Raw genomic sequence first — 19035 nt, 5'->3', positions numbered from 1 at the left:
ACAAAACTGTCCCATGTTAATCCAATGATATTTTTACGACATTGTTCAAGTATTTCGTCGTATTATAGCCATAAATTTCGAGTCTTTTCGGAACCACTTCTTCGCCGGCTTTGTCACTTTGTAAACTGATGTCATATTTTGTTACGAAATAACGGGGTTGTTCGATTTCTTCATACTTGACTAAATCATCAATCGGATCGTATTTGTTGCCATTTTTATCAACAATCACACCATCGTCTCTCATTCCCATTTCAATATTTTCATCACCGTTTATACCGAGGTTCAGCGTTTCATATGTTCGATTTTCAATATTATCATCACTTATAACAACTTTGGATGGATTTCCAATTTCTACCTTTTCGATGGTGATTGTACTGCCCGCATATGCAAAGGTTTGCGGATAATTCTGAGACGGATCCAATTCAACGATTTTTTGGTCTTCAACTGTTAGGAAAGCTTCTTTCAATTGAGCCTTGACTTCTTTTGGTTTTTTCCCAAAAAATGGTTCAAAGAAAGCCTGATAAGTACTCCAATCCATGCCCTCCTGCGCATCAATAAAAGCGCCACCATATAAATCTGCAATCACCTTTTTATTATTCACTACCAGTTTGTCAAAAGTAATACTACTTAAATTTTTTTCCGGCTGTATAGCATTAATACTATATTGCAGAATCGTTGCTGTTGGTGCAATAATTAGTTTATCAAATCGCATCGGGACTCCCTCGACTGCTATTTCTTCATCCAATGTATATTGTTTGGTGGGAAGTTTTTTCACAGGGATTTCAAATTCCCACTCTCCTATTTTATAATTTCCATCGTAAACTTCATCCGGGTTTGATGAGGCATCATTCAATTTCATTAACTGTGTAATCACCAGTTTAATTGTTCCGTTATCCTCTCTGATTGGAAATAAACCCATTTTTCCATGGTACACATTCTTTTTTTCTTTATTTATAGCCGATTCAAGGTCAGGCGGGTAATTTAGGGGATAGACATCCGTATTCATCAAATCAATTTCGTTCTCCACAAAAACCCCATCGCCAAACATGATTCCATATTGATTGTCTGCTTCTGTATCTTCAATTTCATAAAAAATGAGCGTCTGGAACTCATCTGATATTGCGCTTTTAATCTTAACTTTCACTCCATTACTTTCTGCTTCCAGATTCAGCATCTCACCAAAATCATGTTGCAGATAGGGTAGCAATTCTTGATCTTCTACCGTCCATGTATAGTAAAGGTTTGCAAAAGTCCCGGTAAAAAAACCGATTCCGATTATTAATGTACATACAACTGCAAAAATAAAAACCCATTTATTACGTTTCTTGATCTTTTGCCGCCTTTTCTTTTCCTTTTCTGCCAGCCTAGCTTTAATATTTTTCATGAAACCGGTGGGAATAGGCAACTCTTTACTTTGTTCAGTAAGGTAGATACGGACATCCTGAAAAGTCCCTAAATCCTCCTGACAGTTTTGACAATGATAAACATGAATTTCAAACTCAATCTTTTTCGACCGCTCCATCGTTCGATCTAAGTAAGAGGTATAATCCTTTTGATACTCCTTACACCCATGAAAAGTTGATCCGTACCCCAATTCTTTTCTAAGTGACTGTATGCCGGAAAACAAAAGCTCTTTCAGCTTCTCCACTGAAACTTGGAGAAGGTGGGCCGCTTTTTCATATGGGAATCCGCTCACATATGTAAGTACCAGTGCTTCTTTCTCTTCCATATTTAATTGGTCAAGAGCTTGAAATAAATCATTATGCGGGTTATTTTCCTCCGAAGCTAGTAAACTAATATCAGTAGTAAACTCCCTGCAAATATGTATAAAAATGGATGTAACCCATGATTCGAAATCGGTTTCGCCTTTCAATCGATGTAGTTCTTTGTGGACTTTCATTATAGACCGGTAAAATAATTCTTCCATTTGCCGCTGCGTTTTAACATAGGTCCAACCAAGCGGATAGAACCGGTTTTTCTGTTGATCGAACCAATCAGCTATGGATTCCAGACTTTTTCTATCTATAGGAATAATTAGATTTTCATTTGTTGTTGGAACCATTCGATTGCCCCCCCTTTGACATGGAAACTAGTTCAGCGTCCCCCATATCAGTCCTTATGAAAGTGTCTAACTCAATAAATAAGGTTTAGCTTAATGGAAAAATAGATTTCATTATGATTGACTAATCTCTTTTTGTATTTTTTTAGGTAAACTTTGTAAAACAAGGGAATAAGAATGGATGATTAGTTTTTCAACTAACTCGCTTGATATACTCGAATCAAAGTAAATTGAGTTCCAGTGTTTTTTGTTCATATAGTATCCGGGGATAATCCTATCATGATTCGCTCGTAATTCTTCTGAACGATTTGGGTCACATTTTAAGGTTAAGATAGGTTTCCCTTCTGAATCACCACCAATCATTGCATACATTTTGTTGCCAACTAGAAAGCGAGTAGCTTCCCACTCTTTTTTATAATCTTGAATAGTTCCTGTCAGATTTAAACAAATAGTTTCAATGGTAGTTTTATCCATAATAATTCATTCTCCTTTTTTCCTACAATAGTTTTGATAATAATCTATCAAATTTGTTTGGACTGATTATTTCGTGTGTAATAAAATTCCCGTTATAAAACAAACCAAAAGTTGTCAAGATTGTTGGTGAATTTTGTGCTTTTTCTTTCGTTGTTATTCTAATCGTTTTAAAAGGCACATTTTTGTTTTCTGCTATTTTTCTTAGTTCTTCCAATATACCAACAGCAAATGGACACTGCACAGTATAATAAATCGTTATCCCTTCATCACCGGAAAAGGTTTTTACCTGTTTTTTAAAAGAAGGGACAACATGTTTATTCCATGTCAATGCCATTAATTGAAAATATGGTTCTACTTGGTCTACTATTTCAAACCCCATATGTTCAAAGAAACGCCCGTCACTTAAATACGGATATTTTTTCTTCCCTACAATATGTACAATCCCATCCATCCCACGGTTAATGGCATCATTTCTGCAATAGTCTAACAGTTGCTTGGCATACCCATTATTTTTATGTCTTCCTGAAACCCATAAACAGTTAATATACATATAATTCGGTGCATCAATAGGAACCCAAGCCATTTCAGCAGGCAAGTATTCAATAAATACTTTTGCACGTTCATCTAAACGATAAAAAACTAACCCTTCATCCATTCGTTCCGTCAGCCACTTTTTCTTCTCGCTAACTGCATGTTCATACTGTTTTGCCCCTAAAGCACAGCATATATGTTCGGTTTCGATATTACCTTTGGTTATTTGAATAAATCCCAATTTTTCCACCTCCATCTTCATGTTAAGAATGATTAAATACGCTTAATATATACGTTGTAAAAGAGTCACAGGTTTCGTTTATCAGAACTCTATCATCATTTTGGCTTCAGAACTCCCTTCACATCATTTGCAAACATAGCCATTCTAATTGTATATTATTATTAGCTATATTAGCTACTTTAACTAATATTGGAGGTACTGCTAAAATGAAGGTCAACTCCACTGAATTACAAAATAACTTTGGAAAGTATTTAATGTTAGCTGCACAGGAAGATATTATTATCACCCGCAATGGTACTGAAATTGCAAAACTTACCGCCTTGGGTGATCAACTCGGTAGTGCCGTAAATCAAATTCATGAAAGTGTACCACTATATGGCTACGGTAAAAAAGCAACCTATGAGGAATTTTTGCAATTATGGCAGGAGTCCGATGAACGATATGAGTACATTGATGGGGAAATTTATTTACTTGCCTCACCAAAAACTGCACATCAAATAGCAGTTGGGGAAATTTACGGGAGTTTCTACAATTATTTTCAAGGAAGCAATTGCACGCCAATAGTTGCCCCCTATGATATTGAACTCAGGAGAACACCAGAACAAATCAATATCGTGCAACCGGATATAATGGTGATTTGTGACCTGGAAGAAAATTTGGATGACAACGATTATTACAAAGGGGTTCCAACATTAATTGTTGAAGTGCTTTCCAAGGGGACAAGAAGAAAGGACTTGATTAAGAAACTCGATCTCTATATGTCTTGTGGCGTGAAGGAATATTGGATTGTGAATCCTGACAACAAGGAAATCACTGTGTATCTTTTTGACGAACAGAATATTCAAGAATTTACGACCTACAAACAGAACGAAATGGCTCAGTCTTATCTATTTGAGAAATTAAAAATAGACGTGCAGCGAATTTTTAGATGAACATATATTTCCTATCAAAAACCCCATCTTCTTGAAAAAACAAATGAAGATGGGATGTTTTACATTTTTTAAATAAAAATGTAGGACTGCTTTTTAAAATTTTTATCCGGAGTGGAACATCACCCGCAAATGTCATTGTAGCCGGAATATCCGCTGAAATCATCAAAAAATAAAACCAATCAGGGGTAATAGCCTTCGAAGTAACCGCCAAATGACGCTTTTAGTCCCTTGATTTTATGATAAGCAGCATCAACAGCCTGTTCTTTATTCCATTCACTCTCACAATCTTTACAGTAGTATTCTGGGCCACCAACTATTTTTCTGCATCCACCTAGTTTAATTTCTCCTGCTTCTGCTTTTGGAAAACTTCCTTGGTTGGCATACCATACAAAATTTTCAATGTATTTTTAGATCCACATTTTGGACACTGCTTATAGTGCCCATAATACTCCTCGCTTTTCTTTTAAAATGAGACCTAGTTTTTTCAAGTAACCCTCTTTAATGGATTTTAAATACTTTACAACCCTATCAATAGATGATTTAATATCATCTTTTCACGTACATAAGTTCAACCATACCATCATTCGTTTTTGTTCCAATAAGTTTAAGTTGAATTTCTGGATTTTCCCCTAAAAATAGAGGAATCCCTTCACCCAAAATTGTTGGTATGATTGTTATAATATACTTATCTACCAAGTTTTGTTTAATAAATTGATCAATTAACTTTGCTCCGCCAACAAGCCATATATCCTTCCCCTGTTGTTTTTTTAGATTTTTAATAAACGCAGTAATATCCTCTGATATATACTCTGCCCTACTATCAGGTTCATAATTTTTTGTTGTTACTACATAACATTTCTTACCTTCATATACCCAAACATTGGGCGATAATTCATTAATAACTTGTTCATATGTTGTTCTACCCATTACAACCGTATCTATTGAACTATAAAATTCCTCAAATCCTAAATCTACATTTGGATCCCCACTACTACCACTTAGCCAGTCAACTGCTCCATTGGTCCTTGCTATATACCCGTCTAAACTCACTGCAATATAGAGAATTATGTTTCTATCCACTCCCTCACGCTCCTCACTTTTTCTTACATTGGGACGCTTAATCAAATACTATATTTATTATAACTTAATGCTTTGTTGTGACGCATCATTTAACTATATAGATTTTACATAATACTAACACAATTAAAGACTGTTAATTAACAATAAGTTGACCCGTTAAAGGGGTAGAATGTTGAGTAAAGCGCTTTGTTCTAAAGGTCAGTTCAATAAAGAAAAAAGGTCTCTCTTTTGAAGAAGAATACGCTTATGTGTCGAAAGCAAACAACTTTTTCCACAATTTTTATACTTTATTTTTAGTGAACAGCATAAACATTCTATAAAAGAAAATCATTTCTATAGGAGGTTTCCATGGATCAAAAGGATCAAAGTCGTCAATTAGACCAAATAAAGCAAATGCAACAAATGTTTAAAGCGAATATGAAAACTCATCCTTATCCCATGTACCCCAACTATGGGAAAATAACACGTTACGAAGAAATTCCGATAAGTTTACCTGAACAGCGCCAGCTACGCCATCCCGGAGTGGAAAAATTTATGGTACCCCTTCCAATTATCGAAAACCCGAACTATAAAGGGAGTGGGAAGTTAACAGGAAAAGTAGCACTTATTACAGGAGGTGACAGTGGTATTGGTGCAGCTGTAGCAATTGCGTTTGCTAAAGAAGGAGCAAATGTTGCCATTTCATACTTAGATGAACATGAGGATGCAAATAGAACAAAAACGAGGATTGAACAACTCGGACAACGTTGTTTACTGCTACCTGGCGACTTGCGAGACAAACAACAGTGTATCTCCATTGTAGAACAAACAGTAAATACGTTTGGACGTCTCGATATTCTTTGTAACCACGTTGGTATCCAATTCCAACAACTAAGTCTGCTTGACATTACAGATGAACAATTCGATGACACCTTCAAAGTTAATATATACTCTCATTTTTACACAACAAGAGCAGCGCTTCCTTATTTAAAACCAGGCAGTTCAATCATTGGCACTTCTTCAGTGGTGACGTATGTAGGTGAGCAGCAAATGATTGATTATACTGCCACAAAAGGCGCAATAGTTGGTTGGACACGTGCCTTAGCTAAAAATGTCGTAAAACAAGGGATCCGAGTTAATGCCGTCGCCCCCGGCCGAATTTGGACTCCACTTATTTCAGCAAGTTTCTCGTCAGACCAAGTCGCCGTATATGGAGCATTTAATCCAATGGAACGAGTTGCCCATCCATTTGAACTCGCACCAACCTATGTCTATCTTGCTTCTGATGATTCTCGTTTTGTTACTGGTCAAGTTCTTCATGTTGACGGGGGCGAATCCACTCATTCCTAATGGAAGGAGGTTACCATTTTGAGATATGAATTTAATCCAGAAGTAAAGCTATTGCTAGTAAACCATTCCAATGAAAAAGTAAAGATGGTCTATATGGAAGATTCCTGGCCAATGTCTAAAATCGCACTTAGACCACCATACTATTGCTACCCAAGTTACGAGCTGAATTATCCAATAATCTAAATAATAACAAACAAAAAGACTTCTATACACAGTGTAGAAGTCCATTTAATTTTTTCTTAAGGTTCGCAGTTATGCTAACCTTCAATTTATCTATTTAGACTAATCAGAAAATAGGATAACGGTTTTAAAACGACTTTTTACAGTCGTCCTCACGATTATTAAACATTTTGATAACCATGACTTGCTTATCCAAGGTCATTTAGTGTGTGGGTCAATATAAGGTGGACCCCTTCGTCAAGACACTGCAAAGAGGTCTCCAATTAATCTAAAACTATGGGGGTGGCAAATTTCTTGCATTAATGACCCTTTAAATCAAGGAGGCGAATTATGATTCTCTCTAAATTTGTAGACGAACTGCCCATTCCACCTATTTTAAAACCTCGATGGAAAGATCAGTTTTATACTTACTACGAAGTAAATATGACTGAATTCAGTCAATCACTTCATAGTCAGTTAAATAACTCAACTGTTTGGGGGTACGAAAATGGATATCCAGGACCTACAATTGAAGTCGAAAGTGGAGAAAAAGTGTTTATTAAATGGATTAACAATCTTCCTGATAAGCATCTTTTTCCAATCGATTATACGGTTCATGGTGCCCATTGGGACGTGCCTGATGTAAGAACAGTCGTACACGTACACGGTGCTTGTGTTGAATGGGAAAGCGATGGCTACCCAGAGGCTTGGTTTACAAAGGGATTCAAACAAGTGGGGCCTTATTTTAGAAAGCAAATATATCGATATGATAATTGTAATCATGCCTGCACTTTATGGTATCATGACCATACGATTGGTATTACGAGGCTAAATATTTATGCAGGTTTAGCAGGATTTTATCTTATCAGAGAAAATCGGGAACGTTCATTGAATTTACCGAGTGGGAAATATGAGATTCCTCTTATGATACAAGACAAGACATTTAATGAGGATGGTTCTCTTTACTACCCAAAGCAACCAGAAAAACCGATTCCTGAATTAGAAACGTCTATTATTCCTGAATTTATTGGGGATACGATTCTAGTAAATGGTAAAGTATGGCCTTATTTAGAAGTGGAACCACGTAAATACCGCTTTAGGCTTTTAAACGCATCCAACACTCGTTTCTATAGGATTAAGCTTGATTCTGGACAATTTATGTATCAAATTGCGACTGATGGAGGGTTGCTGGAATATCCAATTGGTATCAGGGAAATCATGTTAGCCCCTGCAGAAAGGGCAGATGTGATCATTGATTTTACCAATTTAGAAGGGAAGAATATTATCATGACAAATGATGCCCCCGCTCCTTTTCCAGGGGGTGACAAACCGGATCCATTAACGGTTGGTCAAGTGATGCAATTTAGAGTAACTCTTCCTTTATCAAGTGTTGACACTAGTACAATTCCGGCTTATATGGTACCTGTTCCAAAAATAAAGGAACAGTCAGTTACGAGGATAAGATACCTAACATTAAATGATACTATGGATCAGTACGGTCGTGAATGGATGCTATTGGACAATAAACCATGGGATGCACCCATATCAGAAAACCCAAAATTAGGGACAACCGAAATATGGTACCTCATCAACGTAACTGATGATTCACACCCAATTCATCTTCACTTAATTGATTTTCAAATACTTGACCGAAGAAATTTCGATGTTGATAAGTTTAACAAGGAGAAAGTTATCGAATATACAGGTCCGGCAATGCCGCCGGAACCACAAGAACGAGGATGGAAAGATACCGTTCGAGCTAATCCGAAGCAAGTTACTCGAATAATCATGGAGTTCGGACCATTTACCGGGTTATATATATGGCACTGTCATATTTTGGAGCACGAGGATTATGAGATGATGAGACCATATATTGTTATCCGATAATAAGCAGTGACCTGTCAAAATTAACTTGAATCACCGGGACGTTTCTTAATGTATCCAATATGTTTCCTCCAAGAATAAAAATAAGGGCTTCCTGACATGAACATTCTCGACAAAATTCCCGAGAGAAGGCTGCAATGTCAGAAAACCCTTTATTTCTCAGTGCTTTGAATAGCCCTATTTCTTTACCCTAGACATCAAGGCAACACACTCCACGTGCAACGAGCCGGTTGGTTTGATGTCTTTTACATTGTCGGTAGTCGGAAACAAGTCAAAGGCACTTTTTGCACTATCGGTAGGCGGGAACATATCGACATATATAATTATAACGCCAACTACTAGATTTGTAATTGGCGTTATAATTATTATGACTTTAGTTTTGCTTTTAACTCTTTTATTTTTGTTTCTATTGTTGAGATTACTTTTTTAAATTCCTCATCACTCTTACCTGTAGGATCATCCAACCCCCAATCTTCCCTGTGTTTACATGGAAAGTAAGGGCATTCCACATTACACCCCATTGTAATAACAATATCTACTGGAGGTATTTCATCAAGCAACTTTGAATGTTGAGTTTTCTCCATATCTATATCATAAAGTTCTTTCATTAGGCGCACAGCATCCTGGTTAATTTGAGGTTTTGTTTCTGTGCCAGCAGAGTAGCTTTCAAATATATCTCCTGCAAAGTGCTTACCAAGTGCCTCAGCTATTTGGCTTCGACATGAATTATGAACACATATAAATGCAACCTTTAGTTTATTACTCATTGGCCATACCTACTTTCTTGATTTTTCTGGAAACCAGTGTCTTGTATTATTCGCTATCTTTACTAATATCAACATAACAGGCACTTCTGTTAGAACTCCTACAATGGTAGCAAGTGCAGCTGGGCTTTGAGTTCCAAACAATGCAATCGCAACGGCAACTGCCAGTTCAAAAAAGTTAGAGGCGCCAATCATGCCAGCAGGCGCTGCTATCTCATGAGGAAGTTTTATAGCCTTGCTTGCTAGATATGCAATGAAAAAGATTAGGAAAGTCTGAATAATTAATGGTATAGCAATTAAAACAATATGCAGTGGATTATTCAGAATTACATCGCCCTGGAATGAAAAGATTATTATTAATGTTAGCAATAGACCTATGGTGGTGACATTCCCAAACTTCGGTATAAAGCTATTCTCAAAGTAATCGAGTCCTCGCCTTTTTGTGATGTAATTACGGGTAATTATGCCACCAGCTAGCGGGATAACAACAAACAATACTACAGATAAAATAAGAGTGTCCCAGGGTATGGTTACGCCGCCCACACCTAGAAGAAACGCAACTATAGGCGTGAAAGCTATGAGAATTATAAGATCATTTGTTGCCACTTGCACGACGGTATAAGCTGCGTTGCCTTTGGTCAAATAACTCCATACAAATACCATCGCTGTACACGGTGCTGCTCCAAGAAGTATTGCTCCCGCAAGATAGTCTTGTGCCAATTCTGCCGGAATTAGAGATTTAAAAATTACAAAGAAAAACAGCCATGCAATGCCGAACATAGTAAATGGCTTTATCAACCAGTTGGTTATCCATGTAACAAAAAGCCCCTTAGGATTTTTGCCTACATTTCTAATACTTTGAAAATCTACTTTTAGCATCATTGGATATATCATAAGCCAGATTAAAATCGCCATTGGTATTGATACATTTGCATATTCAAAACGTCCTAAAAACGCTGGTATTCCAGGTAAAAACTTTCCAATCAATACCCCTGCAAACATACATAAAATAACCCATACGGTTAAGTACTTTTCAAAAAATCCAATTCCACTATTTTGTTCCTTACTCATGTTAAATCAATCCTCCTTTCTTTCCAAGCTATCAAAAAATGTAATTAAGTTTTGTGGGATTTCATATTTCTCATTTGTCAAGGGGATTGAACTATGGCCATCATAAACTTCTTTCAAAATTGCGTTAATAATCATGGATTTTGGTGGTTCCGTATACTCTATACCATCCTGCACCCAAACTCTGCAATCCACAGAGTCACCACATAGATCTCCACATTCTTTGCAGGAAGATTCCTTAACCTCAAGAGCAATATCCCTGCCATTTACACGAATGGTTGGAGAACTTAAAAAATGGTGTTCAATGGCTAACTCCCTTGAATTTATATTAATCTTATTCACCACTATATCAAACCCTGCCGTTCTTAATACCGTTGATACTTCATTAACTGCATCCTCAAGATTAGTTTCAGTTCCTTGACACCTCTTACATACACTCAGATCAAGATAAAGAAAATCTATTATAATCTGCCTTTTTTTCTGTTCTTGTCCGCAGCAGCCACTGCCACAAGAGCAACAGCCAGCATCACTTTTATTCATCACTTTTACTACCTCCAGAAAAGTTCACTATATTTTCAATTGATGCATCCTGAAACCAGGGGATTGCAACAAAGTTATCAGAACTTATTTGCTTAACTTTTTCCAGCCATTGCTTTTCAGCATCAGCGCGAGCTATTAACATACTATTTTTAGTATTCGTCAATGAAAGGCACTGATTAACCACCCACCATTTGTTATTAATTCCCGCTCTATTCAGGTCATCACCCAGTCTCTGAGCTTCAAATACCGGTGTTGCTTCAGGTAATGTAACAATAATAACCTCTGTTTGTTTCTCATCCCGAAGTCTTGGAAGTAATCTTTGAACAGATATTGGCGTTTCACCTTTTGTTCTCTGAACCTCTTTATGATAACTCTGTGTAGAATCAAGCAACAGAAGCGTGTGACCCGTTGGTGCAGTATCAATTATTACAACTTCGTTTTCAGCCTTGTCAACAATCTCAGCAAATGCTCTAAATACTGCAATCTCCTGTGTGCATGGAGAGCGTAAATCCTCTTCAACATAAGCAACATCATCTTCGCTCATTGTTTCACGAGCCTTACTTAATACCTCATTTTGATATCGCAATAGTTCCTGCTTTTCATCTATTTTACTTAGCTTAATATTTTCAGTATCTTCAACCACATATTTGAGATGATTAGCTGGGTCTGTAGATGTTAAATGTACCTTAACACCCTTTCTAGCAAGAGCCACTGCAATGGTTGCAGCAATAGTTGTTTTTCCAACACCGCCTTTGCCCATTGTAAATATCACTTTTTTACCTGCCCTATAAATATCTTCAATCAGAACATCTAGGTTTCTTAAATTTAAGGATTTGCTATAAATACTATTTTTTGTGTATTCGTCACTATATAAAAATGTTCTAATATTATCAATACCTACAACGTTATAGGAACGAAGTGGTATAGTGAAAATCTTAAACTTTTTTAAACCCTGTGGCATATTTTCCAAAGCCTTTTGCTGCTTATCTAACATTTTAATCGAAACATCGTCAGTTGCTTCACTCAGTATACCATTGATAACTAAAACCTGATTGTTTATCCCTAGCTCACTAAGCTCATGGCTTGAACGTTCAGCTTCAATCAAAGGAGTTTCCTCCGGCCTTGATACCAATATCAAAGTTGTTTTATCTTTATCTGCAAGGTTTTCAACCGCATTCTTATACATATCCTTTTTATCTTGAAGTCCAGCGAGCTGACCTAAACATGACGCCCCATGTGTACTTTCACTGATAAAATTACTCCACGCTGATGGTAATTGCAGCATACGAAGTGTGTGCCCTGTCGGAGCAGTATCAAAAATAATATAATCGTATTTATTCTCTGTGGATTTATCAGTGATGAAGTTCGAAAACTGGTCAAAAGCGGCAATTTCAACAGTACATGAACCCGAGAGTTGTTCCTCCATATTTACAATTACACTATCCGGCAGCTTCCCCCTATATGGAGCAATAACCGATTCCCTATACTCTCTGGCAGCTTCCTCTGGGTTAAGATTCGCCACAACTAAACCCGGCGCTCCATCAATCGGCACACCTTTGCCATCAAGCTCAGTATTAAAAACATCCTGCAAATTGGATGCAGGATCAGTGCTTATAAGGAGAACACTTTTTCCATTATCAGCTAAATTTACTGCCACAGCACAAGCGGTTGAGGTTTTACCTACACCACCCTTTCCTGTGAAAAACATATACTTAGTCAGATTTATCCCATCTAAACTAAATGGCTCATAATTATTCTTTAACATCTTAACAGCACCCCTTTGGTCCGCAGCAGCCGCTCTTCTTTTGAGGTTTTGTGCTTATTTCCACCCCTAACCATTCTGAAAACTCTTCGTTTGTTGGGTAGCTTTTGGTTTTTACAATTTCACCATCTGCCAGTGTTACAGGAAGAATATCTGCTCCTTCCTTTTGTAGAATTTCACTTATAACTTTATTGGAGATAAAATCCTGAGGTTCACTTGACAAACCATGCCTTTTTATAATAATCCCTTTTTCTTTAAGCGAATTAATAACAGTTGCTACTCTTAACAGCTCTGGGTCAATAGATGGTCCACAAACTCCTGTCGAGCAACACATTGCTGGGTCAAAAATCTCAATATTTTTCATTACTAAATCCTCCTTAACAACATTGATTATCAGATTTTTTATTTTTGCTCTTTTTACAAATACAATCTTCTTTATCGTTTGTTATGCATGTAAAGAAAGCTATAACCTCATCCGTTTTTTCTTTGTTTAATGTATATCTCATCCAAGCCCCATCACGTACTGCATTTACAAGACCGCTTTCAGATAATATCTTCATATGATAACTAAGAGTGGATTGAGAAATACTGAATTCTTCTAATATATCGCATGCGCACATTTCTCCACACGATAGCATATCTATAATCTTTAACCGTGTTTCATCTGACATAGCCTTAATTGCAGGAACATAATCTGCATATGAATGTTTCATGAAATTACCTCCTATATATTCATATGTATCAATGACATCGAATGTTCTCGATATGACAATAATATCAAGCATATCGATAGTTGTCAATATGATTTTGTAATTGTAATAAGTTAATTACAAAAACCGCCGACCAAGATGCCACAGCCCCTTAATCGGCGGTCAAATTCGTTTTATTTTTCTATATCAATTTCTACACCAGATTTAAATTCAATAGTTAGTTTATCATCATAGACCGTTATTTTCTCTATAAGTCTCCTTACTAGTTGCTCATCATACTCCTCGAGGAGGGTGGGTTTTTCATTTAGGAAATCAACCATTTCTTCTAGTCTTTGCTTAGAACCCTTTTTTCCGGCTTCTTCTGCTAAAACTTTATGCCTTTCATCCCTAAGCCTATAGATTTCATCGGCTATATCATTATAATCTTCTTTAGAATTGGCCAATTGCAAAAGATCTTTTTGTAATTCTTCGAGCCTTTTATCTATTTCATACACTAAATTATTGTCCGTTTCACTTATCACAGTTTCTATATTTTCCTTTAAGGTAATCAAAAAGTCATCTTTTTGCCCAAGTAGCTTATTAATTGCATCCACCGTAGCTAAGCCTATCATGTCCTCTTGTACAGTTCGAGAATGACAAGCTAACCCTGTATTCTCAAGTCTACTGACGCATCTCCAAACAATCGATTTTTTACCTCGGTTATTCCAATGAACTCTACGGTATATTTCGCCACACTCTCCACAGAAGATAATTTGTGAAAATACATGATTTGAACTAAAGTTTCTTTTCTTTCCACTAGTACTTATATGTCCTCTACTTCTACGAACTAACTCTTCTTGTACCTGCATGAAGATTTCACGCGGGATAATGGCTTCATGGTTATTCTCTACATAATACTGAGGTACGATTCCGTTATTTACAACCCTCTTTTTTGTAAGAAAATCTACCGTATAAGTTTTTTGGAGCAATGCATCACCAATGTATTTTTCATTGCTTAATATTTTCCTTATAGTACTGGTATGCCACCTTTTTTCCCCGCTCCCGTAAGTATGCCATCAGCTTCAAGTCCTTTTTTGATTTTATCCATACTTGAGCCTTCAAGATACTCTCGGTAAATCCTTTTAACTATTTCAGCTTCCTCCGGCACAATTACTAATCGCTTATTTTCATCTTTGGTATATCCTAAAAACCTAGAACAATTGACCATTACCTCTCCCTGTTGGTATCGGTATTGGTAACCAAGCTTTACATTCTGGCTTAATGACTGGCTCTCTTGTTGCGCTAAGGATGCCATAATGGTAAGCATAATTTCACCTTTGGCATCCAGTGTATTGATATTTTCTTTCTCAAAATATACCGCAACATTTTTAGCTTTAAGTTTTCTGATGTATTGTAGACAGTCCAAGGTATTTCTAGCAAATCGGCTTATTGATTTGGTAATAACCATATCAATTTTCCCAGCCATGCACTCATCAATCATTCGATTAAATTCGTCGCGATTTTTTGTATTTGTGCCGCTGATACCATCATCAGCAAAGATCCCTGCAAATTCCCACTCTGAATTCTTCTTAATAAACTCTGTATAGTGTTCAATCTGCACTTCGTAACTACTAGCCTGCTCATCACTATCTGTAGAAACTCGGCAATAAGCAGCGACCCGAAGTTTTGGTGTTTCATCTTCTTTTCGATTGTTGCCTACACGTTTTATTGCAGGTATAATCATTACATTTTTATTAACTGCCATCTTGCTGCACCTCACTTTCTATTAAGCTGTATACATATTCCGCTTGTGTAAAAGGATTTGTATACTTCTGAATTACTTGTCCTGTGGTATCTTTTTAATTATCTATCCTGCCTTCTCAACCCCAATAAAAAATCTAACCTATCAACTCAACCCCTGACATCAATACCACGCACTCAACGTGATGTACTTAGGCTATTCTACACATCTTTGTCTAACAGGAATAACGCTTGTATTTACGTAATTTACCATCATTTCCGTCAAGTCAACATACCCTTTTTTGATTAGGCTATTTAATATGAATTAATATTTTATCAATTTGTTTTTCATCACTAGCGTCGCATTAAAATAATTTAACACCTTAAAATAAACCGAATTTTCTGAAATATAATCCAAACACAAAAAAATCCTTTATAATGGTTGGGTGGTAGTAAACCATCCAAATCCAATACAAAGGACAAAACCATGGATAAGTTTACACGAAAAACATCATTTGAACAATGGTTTTCACCGATTAATCGTCCATTATTTGACGACCTAGTGAAAACACATCAATTAAATCACTATACCAAGAAGCTTTATATGGCTTCATTTATGAAACTGCTTTTGTATGCCCAACTCCATGAAACCGAGAGTTTACGGGCGTTGAGTGACGCTGTCTTTTTAGAAGAATTACAACGAGCAACGGGATTGGAATCGATTAGTTTTTCACAGTTAGGGAGACGAATCAATACCATCCCAACTGAGTTCTTTCAAACGATTTTTCTCGATTTAGTGGCACAAATTCATCGGAAAACCAATTTCCAAACAAGAAGAAAAGTGACAACGCCTTTGAAAATCATTGATTCGAGTATATTACCGCTTAATTTGACCAATCATAAGTGGGCAGAGTTTCGAAAAACAAAATCAGGAGTAAAGCTTCACTTACGACTTGTTTTTATGGAAAAAGGACTCTCCTATCCAGATAAAGCCGTACTCACGAATGCCAACGAACATGATCGTGGTCAACTAGAAGTATTCGTGGATGACAAAGAATGCATGTACGTGTTTGATCGTGGTTACTTGGATTATGGGCGCTTTGATCAAATGACGGAAGATGGCTATTTCTTTGTGACCCGTTTGCGTAAAAACGCTGTTGTCCGAGTGTTAGAATCCTTTTCGTTACCAGAAGATTCACCCGTATTCTCTGATGAAATGGTTGTCATTGGAACACCACAAAATCGTTCTGAAAACGTGTTTCGCTTACTCAAATTGCATGATACAAAAGGAAATGAGCTTCATTTACTGACAAATCGGTTTGACATTGACGCAGATGAAATTGCAGAAACCTACCAATCACGTTGGGCAATCGAACTTTTTTTCAAATGGATGAAACAACATCTGAACATTAAAAAGTTTTTTGGTCACAGTGAACAAGCTGTACATAATCAAGTGTACGTAGCCATGATAGTGTACTGTCTGAATGTTTTAGCTCAGTTGAACACGAATAGCGAACGCAGTTACTTACAAATTAGTCACTATTTGAAGGCTTCTTTGTGGAAATCCGCTCACATTTGGCTACGAAAAATCGAAGGAAACGGCGTCCCATAAAGGTTTGCCAGTCGTTGTTGCACAAGTCATAGGTTATAGTAAAAAAATGGATGTTTACTACCCTCGCTTAGGTGTTTTCGTTTTTTCTCTAAAGTCTAGGAAAATAAAACTGAAAATTCAGACACAATTTATGCGACGGTAGTGGTTTTTCATGTATTCCAAAAAATCATCTATCGGCTTATCATTCCATTTTTTATTATGTACTGCACGATGACAATTTGCACACAGCATAATTAAGTCTATCTTTTTAGTCACCCTTTTCCCCTTATGTAAGGGGAGAATATGATGTGCTTCGATGAAATCAATCTCATATATTTTATTGAATGAAAAGTTGCATGCTTCACAAAAAAGTTCTCCATGTTTTTCGATAAATTCTCTTTTTGCAAGATTTATAATTTCTGAATTACGTTCGATTTGATAATGAATACGATGCCGTCTCATTCCTTCGACAGTTTCATATTCATTCGCTACTTCATTATCATGAGTGTGGATACCGCCTACATCAAACTTTCGCATGTATTTCATAAATGCTTCTTCTAAAGTATCTTTCACTTCCCAAATAAATAGTTCCCTTTCATAATATCCTTTAAAAAAATGACTCCAATACCTTTCCTTTTTACTGTTCTTCCTTACATCAGCTACAAATGCATAACCTTTTTTTCTTAGCCTTTTAACTGTTTGAGCCATAGATGAATTATATACTTGATATGAGCGCCCAGTAATTTCTGATATTTGTTTAGCGGATCCTTTACCTTCCATTTCAATAATTAAAACATAAAGTGCCTCAAGTAAGACCGGAGTAAAACCACTATTTTCTTGTAACATATAAATCCATTCATCAATGGTAAAATTTTGTGCATTAGTTGGATAATAATTTATTTCCTTTTCCAAATTATCGTCCGCCCTTTACATTATTTTTCTGTCAAAGTAAATCGAACAAGCTTAGATTTTTATCAAATATTTTTTCAGCTTATTATTTCTCTCTCTTCGAACTGTACTTCCTACTCTTTCTTTTTACACCATCATCAGTTTTCACAACATTGCTTCTATTCTTCTTTTCAATCTGCACCGCTTCAAATTGCTCTTTTGAAATGATTGCTGGATGATTATTTTCAGAGACATAATGCTCTTGATGTTCCCCGGCATTCAATAGCCTCACTACACCAATATATTTTTCATTGCTAAGCATGACATCAATGGTTCGTTTACTCCATTTTTCTTTCCCTGTTGGTGTTTTTATTCCACGTTTTTCTAATTCCCGCTTTATACCTATAATACTAAATCCGCCAAAATACAGCTCAAAAATCAACCGAACATTTCTAGCTTCTTCATTTTTTATACCTAGCAGACCATTTTCATCATTTTCATAGCCATAGCATTTCCTGTTATATAGTTTAGAAGTTCCTTGGGCGACATGACGTTTATATCCCCATTTAATATTTTCACTTCTAGATTCATTTTCCGCTTGCGCAATGGATTCTATAATTGTAATCATTAAAGCACTATCCGTATCCGCTGTATCTAAGCCTTCTTGTTCAAAAATAACACGTACTCCCAGTTCTCTTAGTTTGTTCAACCCTTCAAGCACTTCAACCGTATCTCTACCAAATTGACTAATGTTTTTCGTTATCACAATTTCTAAGTCTTTGGATTCACAATCTTTTATCAGACGATGAAATGCTTTACGGTTAGACTTCGCTTTTCCTGAAGCAATATCTATATACGTATCAACAAATAACCAGTTAGGGGTCGATGCTGTTAATCTAGTTAGAGCAGATACTTGATTTGTTAAACTATTCAATTATTCAGCGCTATTGGAACTTACTCGACAATAAATGCCTACTCGCTTTTCACGTTTCACAGGTTTTGGTGGAATAAAGTGAACTCTACGTTGATCAGGCATCTCCTTACCTCCTGGCACTTATGTTTTTTAGACTAATGATATTCAATGCAATTTTTAACTATATGATTAGTCTAAATATAACACATTTTATGCCCTACATCTATCCTGTCAACTCCCCCATCCAAAATCCATTCTATCAACTCAACCCCGATTTTCAGGGCATCTAAAGCCAATAACAAAAAGGGTACCACCTGTTTATTAACATAAAATAAACTTAAGTGAAACCCTATAAACCTTGCTCTATCAATGCTTGAACAGCTAGTGTAGA

17 protein-coding genes and 1 pseudogene are annotated in these 19035 nt (G+C 36.4%); 4 read left to right on the top strand and 14 right to left on the bottom strand.

Annotated elements, in window-relative coordinates; genetic code table 11:
- Positions 1-16: 16 nt before the first annotated feature.
- The 3 genes from BT1A1_RS04265 to BT1A1_RS04255 all read right to left on the bottom strand — a co-directional run bounded on the left by BT1A1_RS04265 (position 17) and on the right by BT1A1_RS04255 (position 3305).
- Complete coding sequence (locus tag BT1A1_RS04265; RefSeq protein WP_034768483.1) at positions 17-2062, bottom strand: DUF4179 domain-containing protein; 2046 nt, start codon at positions 2060-2062, stop codon at positions 17-19.
- Between the two features lie 111 nt (positions 2063-2173).
- Positions 2174-2533, bottom strand: a complete 360-nt coding sequence (locus tag BT1A1_RS04260; protein WP_034768481.1) for an MmcQ/YjbR family DNA-binding protein — start codon at positions 2531-2533, stop codon at positions 2174-2176.
- A 22-nt stretch (positions 2534-2555) separates the two neighbouring features.
- The gene (locus BT1A1_RS04255; protein ID WP_034768479.1) at positions 2556-3305 is read right to left on the bottom strand and encodes a GNAT family N-acetyltransferase; all 750 of its coding nucleotides are present in this window, start codon (positions 3303-3305) and stop codon (positions 2556-2558) included.
- A gap of 206 nt (positions 3306-3511) precedes the next feature.
- On the opposite strand from BT1A1_RS04255, the gene BT1A1_RS04250 reads away from it, so the two are divergent.
- Positions 3512-4237 (top strand): type II toxin-antitoxin system prevent-host-death family antitoxin, encoded by a 726-nt coding sequence (locus BT1A1_RS04250; protein WP_034768477.1) that lies wholly within the window; start codon positions 3512-3514, stop codon positions 4235-4237.
- 546 nt (positions 4238-4783) lie between these two features.
- Here BT1A1_RS04250 and BT1A1_RS04240 read toward each other — a convergent pair.
- Positions 4784-5317, bottom strand: a complete 534-nt coding sequence (locus tag BT1A1_RS04240; RefSeq protein ID WP_034768474.1) for a dihydrofolate reductase family protein — start codon at positions 5315-5317, stop codon at positions 4784-4786.
- 348 nt (positions 5318-5665) lie between these two features.
- On the opposite strand from BT1A1_RS04240, the gene BT1A1_RS04235 reads away from it, so the two are divergent.
- The gene (locus BT1A1_RS04235) at positions 5666-6646 is read left to right on the top strand and encodes an SDR family oxidoreductase (RefSeq protein WP_034768472.1); all 981 of its coding nucleotides are present in this window, start codon (positions 5666-5668) and stop codon (positions 6644-6646) included.
- 510 nt (positions 6647-7156) lie between these two features.
- Entirely contained in the window at positions 7157-8692 is a 1536-nt protein-coding gene (locus BT1A1_RS04230) for a multicopper oxidase family protein (protein ID WP_034768470.1), read from the top strand.
- Positions 8693-9054: 362 nt separating this feature from the next.
- On the opposite strand, the gene BT1A1_RS04225 is transcribed toward BT1A1_RS04230, so the two are convergent.
- The 7 genes and pseudogenes from BT1A1_RS04225 to BT1A1_RS04195 all read right to left on the bottom strand — a co-directional run bounded on the left by BT1A1_RS04225 (position 9055) and on the right by BT1A1_RS04195 (position 15277).
- Positions 9055-9456, bottom strand: coding sequence for an arsenate reductase ArsC (locus BT1A1_RS04225; RefSeq protein ID WP_034768468.1), 402 nt, complete (start codon positions 9454-9456; stop codon positions 9055-9057).
- Between the two features lie 9 nt (positions 9457-9465).
- Complete coding sequence (gene arsB / locus BT1A1_RS04220) at positions 9466-10524, bottom strand: ACR3 family arsenite efflux transporter (protein WP_014097260.1); 1059 nt, start codon at positions 10522-10524, stop codon at positions 9466-9468.
- A gap of 6 nt (positions 10525-10530) precedes the next feature.
- Entirely contained in the window at positions 10531-11061 is a 531-nt protein-coding gene (locus BT1A1_RS04215) for a DUF2703 domain-containing protein (RefSeq protein ID WP_034768466.1), read from the bottom strand.
- A complete protein-coding gene (gene arsA / locus BT1A1_RS04210; protein ID WP_034768465.1) occupies positions 11054-12826 on the bottom strand; it encodes an arsenical pump-driving ATPase in 1773 nt (590 codons plus the stop codon). The genes BT1A1_RS04215 and arsA overlap by 8 nt, the downstream gene beginning before the upstream one ends.
- Before the next feature lies 1 nt (position 12827).
- Positions 12828-13187, bottom strand: a complete 360-nt coding sequence (gene arsD, locus BT1A1_RS04205) for an arsenite efflux transporter metallochaperone ArsD (protein ID WP_014097257.1) — start codon at positions 13185-13187, stop codon at positions 12828-12830.
- A 13-nt stretch (positions 13188-13200) separates the two neighbouring features.
- On the bottom strand, positions 13201-13536 hold the full coding sequence (locus tag BT1A1_RS04200) for an ArsR/SmtB family transcription factor (RefSeq protein WP_015009204.1): 336 nt from the start codon (positions 13534-13536) through the stop codon (positions 13201-13203).
- Between the two features lie 170 nt (positions 13537-13706).
- Positions 13707-15277, bottom strand: a pseudogene (locus BT1A1_RS04195) (recombinase family protein).
- Between the two features lie 462 nt (positions 15278-15739).
- Here BT1A1_RS04195 and BT1A1_RS04190 point away from each other — a divergent pair.
- Positions 15740-16864: an IS4 family transposase gene (locus BT1A1_RS04190; RefSeq protein WP_034768464.1), complete on the top strand. Its 1125-nt coding sequence runs from the start codon at positions 15740-15742 to the stop codon at positions 16862-16864.
- Positions 16865-16981: 117 nt separating this feature from the next.
- Here the strand turns inward: BT1A1_RS04190 and BT1A1_RS17360 are convergent, their stop codons facing one another.
- The 3 genes from BT1A1_RS17360 to BT1A1_RS19240 form a co-directional block, all read right to left on the bottom strand.
- Entirely contained in the window at positions 16982-17755 is a 774-nt protein-coding gene (locus BT1A1_RS17360; protein ID WP_051988996.1) for an HNH endonuclease, read from the bottom strand.
- Positions 17756-17837: 82 nt separating this feature from the next.
- The gene (locus BT1A1_RS04180) at positions 17838-18665 is read right to left on the bottom strand and encodes a recombinase family protein (RefSeq protein ID WP_197057073.1); all 828 of its coding nucleotides are present in this window, start codon (positions 18663-18665) and stop codon (positions 17838-17840) included.
- Between the two features lie 173 nt (positions 18666-18838).
- A partial coding sequence (locus BT1A1_RS19240) for a hypothetical protein (protein ID WP_231553287.1) occupies positions 18839-19035 on the bottom strand: 197 nt, incomplete at its 5' end.

Origin of the sequence: Caldibacillus thermoamylovorans (genome assembly GCF_000751775.1) — a bacterium.
Lineage (GTDB): Bacteria > Bacillota > Bacilli > Bacillales > Caldibacillaceae > Caldifermentibacillus > Caldifermentibacillus hisashii.
This window is presented reverse-complemented; position numbering and strand designations above follow the sequence as displayed.

Bases quoted from the DNA above. Each gene is read 5' to 3' on its own strand.
- BT1A1_RS04265 (WP_034768483.1), bottom strand. From the start codon at position 2,062: ATGGTTCCAACAACAAATGAAAATCTAATTATTCCTATAGATAGAAAA.
- BT1A1_RS04260 (WP_034768481.1), bottom strand. From the start codon at position 2,533: ATGGATAAAACTACCATTGAAACTATTTGTTTAAATCTGACAGGAACT.
- BT1A1_RS04250 (WP_034768477.1), top strand. From the start codon at position 3,512: ATGAAGGTCAACTCCACTGAATTACAAAATAACTTTGGAAAGTATTTA.
- BT1A1_RS04235 (WP_034768472.1), top strand. From the start codon at position 5,666: ATGGATCAAAAGGATCAAAGTCGTCAATTAGACCAAATAAAGCAAATG.
- BT1A1_RS04230 (WP_034768470.1), top strand. From the start codon at position 7,157: ATGATTCTCTCTAAATTTGTAGACGAACTGCCCATTCCACCTATTTTA.
- BT1A1_RS04225 (WP_034768468.1), bottom strand. From the start codon at position 9,456: ATGAGTAATAAACTAAAGGTTGCATTTATATGTGTTCATAATTCATGT.
- arsB (WP_014097260.1), bottom strand. From the start codon at position 10,524: ATGAGTAAGGAACAAAATAGTGGAATTGGATTTTTTGAAAAGTACTTA.
- BT1A1_RS04215 (WP_034768466.1), bottom strand. From the start codon at position 11,061: ATGAATAAAAGTGATGCTGGCTGTTGCTCTTGTGGCAGTGGCTGCTGC.
- arsA (WP_034768465.1), bottom strand. From the start codon at position 12,826: ATGTTAAAGAATAATTATGAGCCATTTAGTTTAGATGGGATAAATCTG.
- arsD (WP_014097257.1), bottom strand. From the start codon at position 13,187: ATGAAAAATATTGAGATTTTTGACCCAGCAATGTGTTGCTCGACAGGA.
- BT1A1_RS04200 (WP_015009204.1), bottom strand. From the start codon at position 13,536: ATGAAACATTCATATGCAGATTATGTTCCTGCAATTAAGGCTATGTCA.
- BT1A1_RS04190 (WP_034768464.1), top strand. From the start codon at position 15,740: ATGGATAAGTTTACACGAAAAACATCATTTGAACAATGGTTTTCACCG.